This window comes from Microbacterium sp. APC 3901, assembly GCF_030407765.1.
GTDB lineage: Bacteria > Actinomycetota > Actinomycetes > Actinomycetales > Microbacteriaceae > Microbacterium.
Window position 1 is genome coordinate 42100 of the sequence record NZ_JASDCU010000020.1, and the last position, 14468, is coordinate 56567.

The window sequence follows — 14468 nt, forward strand, 5'->3', positions numbered from 1 at the left end:
CGAGCTGTCATGGGCCTCGGTGATTCGACGAGCTATCTGCCGAAATATTGCCGATGTCGTTTCGGACATGAGAAATCACTCCCATCTCCGCGACAAACCGTGGTCACGGGATGTGTTCTTAACGAGTAGTCAAGCCGGGCCCACTTGTTGTTCCATGGCCGGCTGATATAGCTACTCCAGCACCTCATCAACGAAATGCCTGATCTCAGCGGCCAGCTGGTCCACCAGGTCCTGGGCAACGGCCCGGCTGTCTTCGTCTTGAAGGCAGTCAGCTATCGTGCTTTCCCTAACGACGATCTCGTATGCGTCGCCGTCGCTGCTGGTGACCAGGATCGATGCATCGATCCCGTTCTCATGTGGACGTGCGGTGGCCTCCACGGGCGCATCCGACGCCAGGTCTTTCGTGACTTCTGCAATCGCTGCACGAACGATGTTGTCTCTGTTGATCGTGAACAGCTCACCGATCATCGCTGCTCCTCAAATGGATCAACGACGCTCTGCACGCCGTGCTCGGAGCAGACGAACGCAATGCGAGCACCCTGCCCCTCGACGGTGATGCTGGGGTCCGGATAGCAGTCGCCGCCACACTCGGAGCATGTGCGGTAGTCATCGCTGGTGGGCACGCGGACGGGGACGCCCTCCGGGCCGTCGAGCTCGTCGTACTCCATGCACCGACTCTACGAGCTATCTGGCCTCAGTAGTCGTACGCCTTGTGCACATGCCAGCCGTCCTCGGCCTTGTAGACGTCGAAGATCAGCGACAGGCCATTGTCATCGGTGCCCTGGAACCGCCAGCCGTATAGCCCGAGACTCGACTCCGCTGGAGCCGTCCATACCGAATGCCTTAGGCGCGTCGGTGTGTCAGTGATCAGCCAGCGCTTGTCTGCGTAGACCATCCGCGCGGGCACGTCGTTGACCATCCACAGGGTCATCTGGTGTTCGACAGAGATAGTGTCCATGGGTTAAGAGAATAGAACACTTGTTCGAGTCTTGCTACCCTCTATGTAGGCCGGAGAGAGGAGCCGGCATGGGGACAAGCAAGAGATTGGCAGAGCACTACGACCTGCGTGCTGAAGAGCGCCAGCTCGAGCGCTACGCCAAGACTGCCGGCCCATTGCAAACTCTGAGCGACCGGGAGCTCGACCTGGACAAGCAACCGCTGACTGTCTACCCGAGGCCGCAGCGTGTCAGAGCCTGGGTCAGGTTCGGACCTCAGCATGCGCGGGTCAACGCCCTGCTGGTACGAAGCACCGAAACCGCCGTCGGTATCGAGTTCGTCATCGCCGAGAAGACCTACCGCTGCTGGGTCTGGGGTAACGCGGTGGAGCTGGTGGGGTGAGTGATGCTCAACAGAGGTGAAAGTCAGCGGCAACGTTGGCTCTGTGTCGAGCATCCGCTGGCCGAATGCTGAAAGATGACAGTAGATTCATGACATGACTGATTCTGGGAGCACTGTTGACGGCACAGAGGTTGACGAATGGTTCGAGCAGGAGGATGACGCTCCTGAGGAGTCGGCCGAGGTTGTAACGGACCCCGCGTTGAAGTACGCCCAGAGTCAGCTTCGGGTAGTCCGGGAGGCGAAGGACTACCAACTTGACTACCTCCAGCATGCACTTCGGCCTGGTCGGGAACTTATTGACATATCTCCGACGTACCAGAGAAGACTTCGTTGGCCAAGAAAAAAGAAGTCTCTTCTCATTGAATCTCTCCTTCTAAACATCCCAGTACCGCCGATTTTCTTGTTTGAGAAGGACTATAACGAGTACGAGGTCATAGATGGTAGGCAGCGGCTCGACGCGATTAGCTCTTTTCTATCCAATGATTACGCACTCTCCGGACTTGAGTACTGGCCAGAACTGAATCGATGTCGATTCCTTGATCTTCCGCCAGTGATCCAAAAAGGTCTGCTCCGGCGCAGCCTTCCCGCGGTAGTGCTTCTCGCCGAGAGTCAAAACTCCGGAAGTGACGACCTCGATGTTCGTCGTGTCTTGTTTGATCGTCTTAATACCGGCGGAATACGTTTGAATCCACAGGAATTGCGCAACGCTCTGTATCCAGGCACCATCAATGCGATGCTGATTCGACTAGCAAGGTCTGATTCGTTCACTGATACTTGGGGTATTCCGCCGTACGTTCAGGGGGAGGAAGAGGATCCGTCTGAAGCATTGCTTAAAAATGCGCTATTCTCCACTCTTGCCGATGCCGAACTAGTGTTGCGTTTCTTTGCCCTGCGGGATGCTGTTGATCACGACAGAAAGGGATCGCTCCGGCTTATTCTCGACCATTTCATGAAAAAAAATGCTTCATTGAGTGACGAAAAGATCACCCAATTGGAACAGTTGTTCACAACCACGCTTGATAGTCTCCGAGACATCTTCGGTCCCGCTGTCTTCAGGCTGAAGAATGATGGTCGTCTCAGTCGGCCACTTTATGATGCTCTGATGATTGCCGGTAGTCGAAAGTCATTTCAAGACTCAATTTGGAACAGAAACGCCATAAAAGCGGCTTTGTCGGACGCCCTAGCTGACCCGAAATCTTACGAGATCCTGGTTGGGCGGGGGAATACGATCGGTGCAGTTCATGAACGAGTCGAATTAGCCTCACGAATCCTCTCGGCTGAAGGTTAGAACGTGGTCATAGATACTTCTATGGTGTACAGCTTTCATTCGGATCTTGATCGTGCGGAGCACCTTTTACAGCTGATCAAGGATTTTCGAGAGTTTGCAGCCGAGCGGATCCCAGCGGAAATAGAGGAAGAACGTCCGTCGTGGAAGGCGGCTAAGAGCCTTCACGAATCTGCGGCCGACGTTCGTACTGATCTCCCGGTTCTTGCGGGGTCGATCCTGCTATATATTTGCGGGAGATTCGAATTTTTCGTACGCGAGCTTGTCGCTGCCATCGGGGATGAGCTCGCGTCGTCAGCAGACAAGTATGAGTCCTTACCGGATGGCATGCGCACAGAGCTTCTGGCCCGCACGATCGAGATAGTCAAGACTCCCCATAAGTTCAACCACACTCCGGCTACTGCAGCTCAATTACTGATTGCACTTAGTGACTCCTTGCGAGCACCTGAGGAAGCGTCAACGGTGATTATTGAGTCTTCTGTTCTCACCATTACCGATGCCAATATGGGCCAGAAGGTGCTCTCTGACATATTCAAGCGGGTGAATATAAATTCAATCTGGCCCGAAATTGGGAAACAAGCAAGCATGAAGTTGATTATTGGGACAGCATCGGATGGTGACTGCACGAAGCAAGCGCAGCAACGTCTCGAGAAGATGATGCAAGATCGTAACGGGATTGCTCACCCAACGAGTAATACAACTTTTCCCGATCCAGACCAGGTCCTTACCTCGACTGCGTTCTTGCGAGCTTTGTCGAGCACTCTCGTTGAACTCGCTCGTATCCCACGATAAGTAGCCGTGTGTCGGCGACTAGCGATGAGGGCACCGATAGCGTAGACATGCGGATAGCCAGGCTTCCGATGGCGAAGCCAACGCAATGCTGCGCAAACTAATGGTCGTGGCGCATGGGCCGAGGGTGTTATCGAGCTCTTGAACTAGTTCTTCCGCTGGTCGCCAACCCACTGCACGAGAGTGACCAGGCGCGGTCGACTCAGTGGGCGGCGATCGCGGTGGTCATCTCGTGCTCACATCGATGGACTTTCCCTGGTTTGCGAGCAGAGCTTCGGGACGTGGCTGTTCGGTGCCGAACGACAATAGGAAGCGATAAGTACCTGGAACTGATGGCTTCCTGTCGGAAGCCTTGATGTGTGGCGAATTCCCTCAAGTCAATCCTCGGTGCGCGGGTGCGCGAGATACGTCGCGCCCGCGGGTTGACACAGGAGGCGCTGGCCGAGCAGCTTGGGGTGACACCCCGCTACCTCGCCGGCGTCGAGCGCGGCGAGCGGAACTTGACGCTGGACTCGGTGGATGCGCTTGCGGAGCAGCTGGGCGTGGATGCTCGGTCGCTGCTGGGGATTTGCAAGTAGGTCTGGGATGGGGTATTGGTAAGCAGTCGCTTCGCCGCACTCCGTAATTGTTTCAGGCGAAGCATTGCGTCCATTCATTCCCAGACCGGTGGTCTCGGGCCTCGAGTCAAGGAAATTTGGGATATATGAGTCAACTACTTGAGATTTTCAGTAGCAAACCGGATCCTGCACTTGAGGACGTGGCGGCCGAGATTAAACGTCTTGATCCTGATGGGACCATGTGGGGCAGAGTCATCCGGCAGACGTACGACATGCTTTACAACGGTCAGCAGACTGGTCGGTATCGCTGGGACCAGCTCATGAAGACCGAGAAGACACACTTCGGCACCTTGTTCGAGATCAACGCCCAGCGCGAGTTCGAGTTCGAGGGTGGAGACGAGACGGATTATCGAATCGCCGGCCACCAAGTAGACGCGAAGTGGAGCCAAAAGCTCGGCGGCTGGATGCTGCCTCCAGAGGTCTTCGATGAGCTTGCCCTTGTGGCGACTGGAAACGACGAGCGCTCAGTCTGGTCGCTCGGTCTTATACGAGTGACCTCAGATGCCAGGCGCGAGTCAGAGAACAGAGACAAGAAGAGCTCCCTCAACGAGTTCGGTCGTTCATCCATCCACTGGTTGTGGCGGGATGCCGAGCTACCTCCGAACATCTTGCTCCAACTCGCCCCGCCGATCGTTGACCACATCTTTGACAGCCCTTACGGCACGGAGAAGACTGCACGACTCTTCCGCGCGGCAGAAGGGATGATCGTCCACCGCAACAGCGTGGCCACAGTCAGCAAGCAGCTCGATGCCCAACGCCGAGTGCGCGGTGGAAGCGGGGGTGCACGGACGATGCTTGCCCCAGAGGGGTACGTAATTCTGTCCGGGGTCTACCACAATGACATCGCTAGGGAACTTGGCGTCCCCGTGCCGCAGCGTGACGAGTACGTTTCGGTCAAGGTGGTGCCGGCTGATGGCGAGGCTGGGGCTGTCATCGGCGACCGGCGCTGGCGACGTGCTCTTCCCGAAGACTTGATCGCGACGCCAGCCCCAGTCGTCAAGGACAAGAAGGGCAGGGCTACTGAGTAGTTCGTGCGCGATCCTGATGATCGCGCAGGACCGGCGTGCGGCGGAGAACCGTGGGTGTGTGCACTTCCTGGTGGTGTTCGCCGCTCTTGGCAGCGCGTTGAGGTCCTTCATGCCTCACTTGTCTGCGGCCCCTGCGAGAATGGGGTCAACATGGATGAGAACTTGAACCCTTCCGCGCTGACCATGGTCGAGATCTGTGCCGGCGCAGGTGGCCAGAGCCTTGGGCTGCACCGCGCCGGCTTCCGGCACACCCTGGCGGTCGAGCTCGACCTCGATGCAGCAGCCACTCTGAAGCGCAACCTCACCCGGCTCGCGACAGCGGAAAACCAGCCGGAGCCGGTAGTAGTCGTGGGCGACGTTGCGGACGAGGCGGTCTGGAGGCCCGCGGACCACCAAGGCGTTTCACTTCTGGCCGGTGGCGTCCCGTGCCCGCCGTTCTCGATAGCTGGCAAGCAGCTGGGGTCCTCTGATGAGCGCGACTTGTTCGCTTGGGCAGTTGAGGCCGCGGGCAAGATGAGGCCCGACGCAGTGCTGCTCGAGAACGTTCGAGGTCTGTCCATGCCTCGATTCGCTGGCTACAGGCAGGCAGTCCTCGACCGGTTCGCAGAACTTGGGTACCGGGCAGACTGGCGGCTGCTGGAAGCCAAGGACTTCGGCGTTCCCCAGCTCAGGCCTCGCTTCATTCTTGTAGCCCTGCGCGAGGAGTTTGCTCCGTACTTCAGGTGGCCCGAACCGAGCCCTGTTGTGGAGACTGTGGGGGACGCACTAGAGACGCTCATGGCCGCGAATGGCTGGGCTGGAGCAGCTGGATGGGCGAAGCGCGCGAACCGCGTTGCCCCCACGGTGGTCGGCGGCTCCAAGAAGCACGGGGGGCCGGATCTTGGACCTACGCGCGCGAAGCGCGAGTGGGCGAAGCTCGGTGTCGACGGCCTTGGTGTCGCTAATGACGCGCCGAGCGCAGAGACACCGTGCGAATTCGTTCCGAAACTGACGAACGAGATGGTGGCCCGAATCCAAGGCTGGGGGAAGCCGGGCTACGAGTGGGACTTTGGCACCAGCAAGGGCCGGAAGACTGCAATTTACCGCCAGATTGGAAATGCATTCCCGCCGCCCGTGGCCCACGCCATTGGGGAGTCGATCGCGGCCGCACTCCGCAAGGAGGGGGAGCCAGCTAGCGACCATGGCATGGGTGGCCGTTTTCATGACGAGGTGTATCGAGCCATGCGGGAGCATGGGGACTTTGTCTCCGTCGCTGGACTGCGTAAGGCGCTTGGCGGTGCACTGCCTGATCTTGAGATCGAGCGAAGGATTGACTTCATCGGACGCGACTTCGAGATCGAAATCAAGACCCGCGGGGGCAGGCCTTCGTATCGCCTGGGTGACTGGCGCGCCTTCCGCGGGCAAGACGACCACCATCGCCATGCCGCTTACGCCGAAGACAAGCGCAGGGCTCGGATCAGCTAGGTCCTGCTGCGGTCGGCCACCATCGTCGTGAGTTCCTCGACAGTGAGCCACGGCGTCGCACGATGGATCATCCGGTGACAGTTCGAGCAGAGCAATGCCAGATCGTCCAGCAAAGTCTCCGTCGGTCCTGAGACGTGCAGCGGTACGCGGTGGTGGACCTCTATGTACCCGAGGCCGCGCTGGCCGTAGGTGGCTTCGAAGTCAAAGCCACATGCTTCGCATGCAATAGCCTCACCGGCCGCTGCGACCGAGCGGATCTTCGCGTCCCGGATGCTGCTGTCTCGCTCACGGGCGAGATGGACTCTTTCAAGAACTCGACCCTCGGCCACAGGCACGCCAAGGTCGGGATCAACGATGCTGCTCGGGGACGCGACCTTGCGTCTGGTGGTCTGGCCGCGGACTGTCGCCGCCTGAGCGGCTAACCTCCCAGTATCATTCTCGAACTCGCGCACTACTTCGCGGGTTAACTTTCCACCCTTGGTCGGCTTGCCCTTGTACGACGAATGCGCGGTCATGATGTCGCCGGTCTTGCGGGAGACGCTTCCTGGGCTCCGGAAGTCAGCTGTGCGCGATGATTCAGGGTGAATGGGGAGTTCACGCAGCTGCGTGGAGAGCTCCGCCACCTCTGCGTCCTCTGTCCGAAGCTCCCGCCAGTCATTGGCAGCTACGACATCGGTGACCAGGATGATCTCTTCACGGGACCATGCTGGACTACGTCGTTTAGCAGGCGGGCCATCAGTCACACGATCACTCTCCACTGCTTGGTCCTCGGTCAGCCGATGGGATCAGCTCGTCTGAATCGCAGAGCAGCCACTCATCATCAGAGAACCGGGCCTCGACAACCTCTCCGTGTATCTGACGGATCTCGAACACCTCATCGCCCGCGCGCTCGAGTGCGCGGGCATCCCGGGTCCTGACCGGCGCAAAGACTGCGATCGAGGTTTCTGGGTCAGGTTCACTCGAACTACGGACCAGCGATAGATGGCCTCGACGCCTCTCTCTGCCGCTCGTCATGTCCATGCCTTCCGGGCTGATGTTCGCCTGATCATACCGCCACCTGGCTCGTTGAACTCGTCGTCCGCCGTAGTCGGAATCCGTGCTTACGAGTAGACACGGCAGCACATCACAATGTCTCGATACTTATCGTTTAGAACGAACGGTTTCCGGTCTTGAAGCTTGAGTTCATCAAGCACCTTCTTGTGTGGGTGGTGGGAGGTGTTATCCGCTGCGTGAACGGTAACCACTGTGGCGTTAGCGAACGATTTCCATAGGTAGCTGTCTGAATTATTCTCAGAGCCATGGTGTGGTGCCGCGATGACTGTCACTCGCTTGCAGCGTTGCTTTCCGAGTCCTCGTTCTAGAGCACGGACGTTGCCGCTTCCCTTGAGTCGAGCGTCCCCGGTAGAAAGCCACCCTCCAAACTTTTTAGAATTGCGTCCCCACCACTCGGCCGCATTCAAAGGAAGCTCTTCCCAGCCGATCCTTCGGTGTCGGAACTTGATGAAACAACTTACGTTGCGGCCGCGTGAGGGGGCGCTGTAGAGAACAATTGAAGACGCGTTACTACCGTCTGCGCCCAAAACTCTAACGGCTATCTCGCGAAGCTTCTTTCTGTGATTTTCGATCAATTCCTTAACCGTGTCGACATTCAGAGTCATTTGTTTTTCAAGTTCGGATTGAACCTGTCGCCAAAACTCTCTGGCAGTGGCTGGCACGCCTGGCTGAGCGTACGCAATAACCTCCCATAATGGTTCGACGATGCCTGACGGATAAGGACCCGTGGGCACTCCCTCGCTCCCCGGCGTGTTCGGCGAGAGGTGGCCTTCATCGGGAAAGCCGACCTCTTCGCTAGGGAATAGGAACTCAACTTCGGCTCCAGGGAAAAGCCTCGTCAGTGTGCCTTCGGGATTCAGCACTAAGTTGACATATAAGGCTGAGTACCTAGAATCCTGAGAGGCGAGGATAGCAAACTGCTGCTCGATCGTGAGGAACGGTACCACTATCTTGACGATCTGTATGTTGGAATTGAGCTCACTCGAGAGCTTCTTTAGCCCGTTGACATGGTCAAAGTCGAAGTGCGATAAGTACAGCGTGTCGACCTGGTATGCACCGGCATCCTTCAGTGATTGAACGTAAGATTCGATTCGAGGATTGAGAGATTTCACCAGGGCTTTACTGCCGCAATCGTATATGTAACGGTAGGATCTCGCGTCCACGAGGTTCTGACGAATTTCCACCGTGTGAAAGCCGCCGTGTCCGACGCCCCATTGGGTCATCTCGGCTTCAAGCAAATGTTGATTCAACGTCGATGTAGAAAGTCCAGCGTTTCGGAGGCTCATCGGATGACCCGCTTGCGCCCGCCCGCGACTCGAGTGCCGGCACGCCCATCCCGCTCGTTGTTGTCCATGCGACGACTATAGGAGATAGGCGCTCCGTGGGCGGGCTTGGTACGTCGACTCAACCGTACCGCGGCGTGGTCACGACGCGCAGTAATGGCTCCGTCTGGCATAGCTTCAATAATGCCGTGGCCAGCTACCCATCTGGCCAGAACCGTAGCGCTCGGGGCTCTCTACCGAGAAGCGGCCCAAACTACCGTTGATTCCGCAGTCGCTACAGCCTAGCAACCGCCTTGATCAAAGCTCCTGTGACGGCGGACTGATCGTCGCCACGTGTGCTTGAACGCCAAGGTAACGGAGCGCGTCGAACTGCTTCACGAGGTTCACCTTGGTGAACGTGAACAGGGTGTCTGCGGTGATGGGGCGAGCACTGCCGATCGCCAGGATCACTTCCTTCAGCTCAGCGTCCTGAATTATCCCGTCGCTCTCTTCCGAGATCCTCTTCTTCCACGCAGTGCGGGCGTTCTCGTCGCGCGCCAGTGCATCAGTCGAGACGAGGCCCTGTGCTAGAAGATGACTGAGATCGGCAGACTGGCGACCTCGCTTCACATGGATCAAGGTGCCTGGCGCGACGAACACGTCGCATGGTTCGATCCCGCCTCGCGAATGAAGAGGCGTCGTAATGAGCTTCCGATCGAGGCAGTAGCCAGACAAGGCTTTAGCGGCGTGCTTGTTGTAAGCGTCTTCGTACTCGTCGCCCCATGGTGGCAGTGTCAACGATGCCGGCTCAGCCAAGATGTCACGGACACGCTCGTCTATTCGGGCGAGGTACCTGTCGTCCATCCGGTACCAGTTGCCGTCGTGCAAGCAGAATCGCTGGCCCTCTTCCTCCACTTCGAAGGCCAGCTACCGGCGCAACGGCACCGAAGCCGACACGAGCGTGTGCCCTTGCGGATCCGCTTCGCTGTGAAGCTCGATTTTCACAGCCTTCAGGCGGTCAAGAACCGCTTCGCGCGGCACGTCCGCGAGCCACTCAATGACATCACTGATGTCGGGCGCTTGCTCGAAGATCCGGCGTTTCCGATCGCCCAAGCCGTTGACCTTAACGCTCATCACCGGTCCATAAGCATCAAGGCGCTCATGGGGCCATGACACACCCAGTCGGTTGGTCGAGGCCGAGTGGAGTGCATCGACGAGCTTTTCATCAAGCGCAGGCACGCGGCTGTCTTTTGACTTGAGCGCGACGAGCTGCTCAAGACTCTCCAACCCTGGGAGAACGGACTGGCGGGACAACTCATCGAGGACTTCGAGGTCTGCGAGCAGATGCTCTACTGACTTCGCAAGAGGGGCCTTGAGGGAGTCGGCCGCGCTCAGTTGGATCACTTTGTCGCCGACGCTGAGGTCGCTGATCCTTGCCTTCGCTTCGATCCTGCTCACGACCTCTCCGTAGCCATCAACTCCCAGATCCCGAATCGTGCTGCCGTTGGGCATGGAGCTGCGATCGACGCGGGCACGGTGGTCCAAGATCGTCTTCGTCAGAGACTTCACTTCGGAGGGGAGTGCAGACCGCGCGACGATTCCGGAGCCGAAACCGAAGTCGATCTGCTCCGAGTCCAGGAAGTGGAACCCGGTGCCCCAAGTGAACGCCCAGATCACATCGCCGGCGTCTTGGATGAGGAGGGCAGCCCCGGGGGAGCGGTTCGTGAGCCGCACCGTCTGCCCAGTAAGGAGCTTCAAATCTGAAGACCACTTGGCACTTGTCGTGATCGATCCTGAAACCAGCCGCGCTGGCCGACCCTCAAGCTCAAGATCCGCGACATCGAAGTTGTCGTCGGATTCTCGCCGAGACTCGGTCAACGCAGTCTCCAGCGTGCATCCATCGAGCATCCTGTAGAGCGTCGTGCGCTTCGTCGCAACATTCTGCACCATACCTATGGGTAGCACGGGTGGTGTCGGCAAGGCCGACGGCGCGCTATTCGAGACCCTTACGTGACTCGTTGCCAAGGCGGCCAGTAGGAGGTCGCTCAGAGTGCGATTGGCCTGAGACCCATCAGTCGAGAAGCACCGGATACCCACCTCATAAACCAACTTTGGCATCCGGCAACTATTCATAAGGTACTCGGATAGATCACTGGATAAGTCGTCAGAAAGAACCGCGATAAGAGTTGGTAAGCTGATCACTCGACGGGTTGCCGAGCATGCGTGACGCTCCCGCACGCAGGCCTGGGCGCAACATTTAGCTCCTGACCAGCGCAAACGCAGGAGATCCACTACCCACCCCGAGAAATAACTTTCTCCGGGGCGAACTGCGCCATCGTCGTCGGCGCCGTCTTCTGGCTGGCCGCGCTGTGCGGGGCCGGCCGTGTGACCAGGGTCGTGGCGGCCGCCGTCGCCCTCGCGGGATTCGTCGTCCTCGTGACGCCGGAACCCAGTGTGATCAGAGCTGCAGTCATGGCCGGCGTCGCGATGCTGTCACTGCTGCTCGGTCGGCCGAGCGCCGGGGCCGGAATGCTGGCGCTCAGCGCGAGCGGCATCCTCATAGCCGACCCGTGGCTCGCCTCCACCGCGGGGTTCGCGCTGTCGGTCGCAGCCTCGGGAGCGTTGATCATGCTCTCGCCGTCGCTGACCCGTGGGATCGCACGGTGGATGCCGCAGCCTCTCGCTCTGGCGATCGCGGTGCCGACGGCGGCGCAGCTGGTGTGCGGTCCTGTCATCGCTCTGTTCGCCGAGCAGCAGTCGCTCGTCGGCCTGGCGGCCAACCTGCTGGCCGCGCCCGCAGCACCCCTCGCCACGGTCATCGGTCTCCTCGCATGCCTCGCCGCACCGGTGCCACTGCTCGCCGACCTCTTGGCGGCCTCCGCCTGGTTGCCGGCCGCCTGGATCGCTCACACGGCAGGCATCACCGCCCGACTTCCGTTCGCTCAGGTCGCGGTGGTTCCCGGAGTCGCAAGCGCGGCGCTCGTCGGCGTCGTGAGTGCGGCGGCCGGGGTGATCCTGGCTGACGGATTCCGCACACTTCCGATCGTCAGAGCTGCGTCCGCATCCGTTCTCGCAGTTGTTCTCGCCCTGGGCGGCGCCCATGTGGCTCTCACCGGGCCGCTCGCGAGCGCGACCAGCCCGGATGGCTGGTCGATCGCCGCCTGCGATGTCGGCCAAGGAGATGCGCTGCTCGTCAGGGCCGACAACCGGATCGCGCTGATCGACACAGGCCCGGAGCCCGAGCCCTTGGCCGCCTGTCTGCGCAGTCTCGGCGTCGAGCACATCGACCTGCTCGTTCTCACCCACTTCGACCTCGATCATGTGGGCGGCGTCGAGGCCGTGCAGGGCCGAGTCGGCGAGGTGCTACACGGTCCGCCGGGAGAGAGTGGCGACGAGCGGATGCTGCGGCGCTTCGCCGACGGAGGTGCGACGATCACGCTCGCCGGGGCGGGGATGCAGGGCGAACTGGGCGCTGCGTCGTGGCAGGTGCTCTGGCCTCAGCGTGGTTCAGAGGTGTTCCCGCCGGGCAACGACCAGAGCGTGGTTGTCGAGGTCCACGGCGGTGGGGTGCCGCGGGCGCTCTTCCTCGGCGACCTGTCGGCCGAGGCGCAGCGGATGCTGGTGCGCACCGCACCTCTCAGAGGCGACTACGCCGTGGTCAAGGTGGCGCATCACGGCAGCGGTGATCAGGACTTCCCGCTGTATCAGGATCTGCGCCCCGTGATCGCCCTGTTCAGCGCCGGCGTCGACAACGACTACGGGCATCCTCGAGTGGAGACCCTCTCGTCGCTCGAGGCGACCGGTGCTCGGGTGCTGCGGACCGATCAGCAGGGCAGACTCCTCGTCGGTCTGGATGGGGATGAGCTGCAGCTCTGGACGGAGAGACAGCCGCCCTGACGACGAGGGCGACGTCTGCGGCCCCCGGTAGTCTGGAAGCATGGCTGCTTCTCGTACCCCCTCCCGCGGCGGAGCGAAGGCAGCCAAGGTCGCACAGGTCTCCTGGCGTGAGCCACGACCGGCTCCCGTCGTGCTCGTGTTCGGCCCCGAAGAGGTCTGCGCAGAGCGAGCGATCGCCGGAGTCCGTGATTACCTCCGCACCGAAGACCCGGCGCTCGAGGTGACCGATGTCCGCGCTGACGATTACGCGCCCGGCACCCTGCTCTCGCTGACGTCGCCGTCGCTGTTCGGCGAGCCCCGTCTCGTGCGTGTGTCGGGTGTCGAGAAGTGCTCAGACGCCTTCCTGCAGGAGGCTGTCTCATACCTGGATCATCCCCAGGAAGGAGCGACGGTCATCCTCCGGCACACCGGAGCCAGCGTGCGAGGCAAGAAGCTGCTCGACGCCGTGCGCGCGGGCACCGGCGACGGCATCGAGATCCCGTGCCCGGCGATCAAGCGCGACGGCGATCGTGTCGACTTCGCCGCAGGGGAGTTCAAGGCCGCCAAGAAGCGGATCGCACCTCCTGCGCTGCGCGCCCTGGTCTCGGCGTTCGCCGATGATCTCACCGAGCTCGCGGCGGCATGTCAGCAGCTGATCGTCGACGTCGAGGGCGACATCACCGAAGACGTCGTCACGAAGTACTACGGTGGGCGCGTCGAGGTGTCGGCCTTCGTCGTCGCCGACACGGCGATCGCCGGCCGCTACGGCGAGGCCCTGGTCGCGCTGCGGCATGCGCTCGCCTCCGGGGCCGATCCGGTGCCGATGGTCGCCGCCTTCGCGATGAAGCTGCGCACGATGGCGCGTGTCGCCGGCAACCGAGAACCCAGCCGTCAGCTCGCCCAGCGGCTCGGCATGAAGGACTGGCAGGTCGACCGCGCGCGGCGCGACCTCGCCGGGTGGAACGAGCGGTCACTCGGCATGGCCATCCAGGCGACGGCCCGGGCTGATGCCGAGGTCAAAGGTGCGGCGCGCGACCCGATCTTCGCGCTCGAGCGCATGCTCACGGTCATCGCCACCCGTCAGCCGTTCGGCGAGTGAGCGTCACCGCGTTCGCGCGGCACCGTCACTGACACCCACGCTCCTCGGGACGTCGCACGAGTGCCGTCATGCGTGCCCCCGTGCCGCCGTACGCATCGAGCTCACGCGAAAGAGCCCGCCCCGCGAACGGGACGGGCTCTTGTCACACCGTCAGGCGTGGAATCGGCTCAGAGAGCGGAGACCTGCTTGGCGATGGAGGACTTGCGGTTCGCAGCCTGGTTCTGGTGGATGACACCCTTGCTGACGGCCTTGTCGAGCTTGCGGGAGGCGGCCTTCAGAGCCTTCTCGGCTGCAGCCTTGTCGCCGGAGATGACAGCAGCGCGCGTCGCGCGGATGTGCGTCTTCAGCTCGCTCTTCACGGCCTTGTTGCGCTCGTGAGCCTTGTCGTTGGTCTTGTTGCGCTTGATCTGCGACTTGATGTTTGCCACGTGTGGACGCTTTCTGTACGGAGTTGTTAGGAGATGCCGGCAGAAGAAGAGGGCTTCCACTCGGCGGTCGTGAGGGAAGAACCCACACGCAAGCCAAGAACCAACTCTACCAGCATCAGACCGGTTCACCCTAAACGTCGGCGATGCGCCCCCTTCCGGATGCGGCATCGGTGCATGCGGGTGCACAATCATCAGTATCCCGACACCCGCGTCGAGACATCGACGTCAA

The 14468-nt window shown here is 60.6% G+C and carries 14 protein-coding genes and 1 pseudogene; 8 read left to right on the top strand and 7 right to left on the bottom strand.

Going from position 1 to position 14468, the window contains the following annotated elements; genetic code table 11:
* Window positions 1-171 precede the first annotated feature (171 nt).
* Genes QMA07_RS15810 through QMA07_RS15820 form a run of 3 tightly spaced genes read right to left on the bottom strand, consistent with a single transcriptional unit; the run spans window position 172 to window position 958 of the window.
* A complete protein-coding gene (locus QMA07_RS15810) occupies window positions 172-468 on the bottom strand; it encodes a hypothetical protein (RefSeq protein ID WP_290163613.1) in 297 nt (98 codons plus the stop codon).
* Window positions 465-668 (bottom strand): hypothetical protein, encoded by a 204-nt coding sequence (locus tag QMA07_RS15815; protein WP_290163615.1) that lies wholly within the window; start codon window positions 666-668, stop codon window positions 465-467. The genes QMA07_RS15810 and QMA07_RS15815 overlap by 4 nt, the downstream gene beginning before the upstream one ends.
* A 26-nt stretch (window positions 669-694) precedes the next feature.
* Complete coding sequence (locus QMA07_RS15820; RefSeq protein WP_290163618.1) at window positions 695-958, bottom strand: hypothetical protein; 264 nt, start codon at window positions 956-958, stop codon at window positions 695-697.
* Window positions 959-1026: 68 nt separating this feature from the next.
* Here QMA07_RS15820 and QMA07_RS15825 point away from each other — a divergent pair, with 68 nt between their 5' ends.
* The 6 genes from QMA07_RS15825 (at window position 1027) to dcm (ending at window position 6521) form a co-directional block, all read left to right on the top strand.
* Entirely contained in the window at window positions 1027-1338 is a 312-nt protein-coding gene (locus QMA07_RS15825) for a hypothetical protein (protein WP_290163621.1), read from the top strand.
* A 94-nt stretch (window positions 1339-1432) separates the two neighbouring features.
* Window positions 1433-2626 (top strand): DUF262 domain-containing protein, encoded by a 1194-nt coding sequence (locus QMA07_RS15830; RefSeq protein WP_290163623.1) that lies wholly within the window; start codon window positions 1433-1435, stop codon window positions 2624-2626.
* Between the two features lie 24 nt (window positions 2627-2650).
* Window positions 2651-3415: a HEPN domain-containing protein gene (locus QMA07_RS15835; RefSeq protein ID WP_290163626.1), complete on the top strand. Its 765-nt coding sequence runs from the start codon at window positions 2651-2653 to the stop codon at window positions 3413-3415.
* A gap of 356 nt (window positions 3416-3771) precedes the next feature.
* Window positions 3772-3990: a helix-turn-helix transcriptional regulator gene (locus QMA07_RS15840; protein WP_290163629.1), complete on the top strand. Its 219-nt coding sequence runs from the start codon at window positions 3772-3774 to the stop codon at window positions 3988-3990.
* A gap of 125 nt (window positions 3991-4115) precedes the next feature.
* Window positions 4116-5057 carry a NaeI family type II restriction endonuclease gene (locus QMA07_RS15845; RefSeq protein WP_290163632.1) on the top strand — a complete coding sequence of 314 codons (942 nt, stop codon included), beginning with the start codon at window positions 4116-4118 and terminating at the stop codon, window positions 5055-5057.
* A 150-nt stretch (window positions 5058-5207) separates the two neighbouring features.
* Window positions 5208-6521, top strand: coding sequence for a DNA (cytosine-5-)-methyltransferase (dcm, locus tag QMA07_RS15850; RefSeq protein ID WP_290163635.1), 1314 nt, complete (start codon window positions 5208-5210; stop codon window positions 6519-6521).
* Here dcm and QMA07_RS15855 read toward each other — a convergent pair.
* The 3 genes and pseudogenes from QMA07_RS15855 to QMA07_RS15865 all read right to left on the bottom strand — a co-directional run bounded on the left by QMA07_RS15855 (window position 6518) and on the right by QMA07_RS15865 (window position 10969).
* Entirely contained in the window at window positions 6518-7264 is a 747-nt protein-coding gene (locus tag QMA07_RS15855; RefSeq protein WP_290163637.1) for an HNH endonuclease, read from the bottom strand. The two genes, dcm and QMA07_RS15855, sit on opposite strands and share 4 nt — an antisense overlap.
* Window positions 7265-7621: 357 nt before the next feature.
* Entirely contained in the window at window positions 7622-8812 is a 1191-nt protein-coding gene (locus tag QMA07_RS15860) for a hypothetical protein (protein WP_290163639.1), read from the bottom strand.
* 342 nt (window positions 8813-9154) lie between these two features.
* Window positions 9155-10969, bottom strand: a pseudogene (locus tag QMA07_RS15865) (DUF6119 family protein).
* 174 nt (window positions 10970-11143) lie between these two features.
* Here QMA07_RS15865 and QMA07_RS15870 point away from each other — a divergent pair.
* Together QMA07_RS15870 and holA are read left to right on the top strand one after the other, a co-directional pair.
* A complete protein-coding gene (locus QMA07_RS15870; protein ID WP_290163650.1) occupies window positions 11144-12733 on the top strand; it encodes a ComEC/Rec2 family competence protein in 1590 nt (529 codons plus the stop codon).
* Window positions 12734-12773: 40 nt separating this feature from the next.
* Window positions 12774-13811 carry a DNA polymerase III subunit delta gene (gene holA, locus QMA07_RS15875; protein ID WP_290163642.1) on the top strand — a complete coding sequence of 346 codons (1038 nt, stop codon included), beginning with the start codon at window positions 12774-12776 and terminating at the stop codon, window positions 13809-13811.
* A 167-nt stretch (window positions 13812-13978) separates the two neighbouring features.
* Here holA and rpsT read toward each other — a convergent pair whose 3' ends face one another.
* Entirely contained in the window at window positions 13979-14239 is a 261-nt protein-coding gene (gene rpsT / locus QMA07_RS15880) for a 30S ribosomal protein S20 (RefSeq protein ID WP_042537672.1), read from the bottom strand.
* Between the last annotated feature and the right edge of the window lie 229 nt (window positions 14240-14468).

Bases quoted from the DNA above. Each gene is read 5' to 3' on its own strand.
- holA (WP_290163642.1), top strand. From the start codon at position 12,774: ATGGCTGCTTCTCGTACCCCCTCCCGCGGCGGAGCGAAGGCAGCCAAG.
- QMA07_RS15845 (WP_290163632.1), top strand. From the start codon at position 4,116: ATGAGTCAACTACTTGAGATTTTCAGTAGCAAACCGGATCCTGCACTT.
- QMA07_RS15810 (WP_290163613.1), bottom strand. From the start codon at position 468: ATGATCGGTGAGCTGTTCACGATCAACAGAGACAACATCGTTCGTGCA.
- QMA07_RS15815 (WP_290163615.1), bottom strand. From the start codon at position 668: ATGGAGTACGACGAGCTCGACGGCCCGGAGGGCGTCCCCGTCCGCGTG.
- QMA07_RS15820 (WP_290163618.1), bottom strand. From the start codon at position 958: ATGGACACTATCTCTGTCGAACACCAGATGACCCTGTGGATGGTCAAC.
- dcm (WP_290163635.1), top strand. From the start codon at position 5,208: ATGGATGAGAACTTGAACCCTTCCGCGCTGACCATGGTCGAGATCTGT.
- QMA07_RS15830 (WP_290163623.1), top strand. From the start codon at position 1,433: ATGACTGATTCTGGGAGCACTGTTGACGGCACAGAGGTTGACGAATGG.
- QMA07_RS15825 (WP_290163621.1), top strand. From the start codon at position 1,027: ATGGGGACAAGCAAGAGATTGGCAGAGCACTACGACCTGCGTGCTGAA.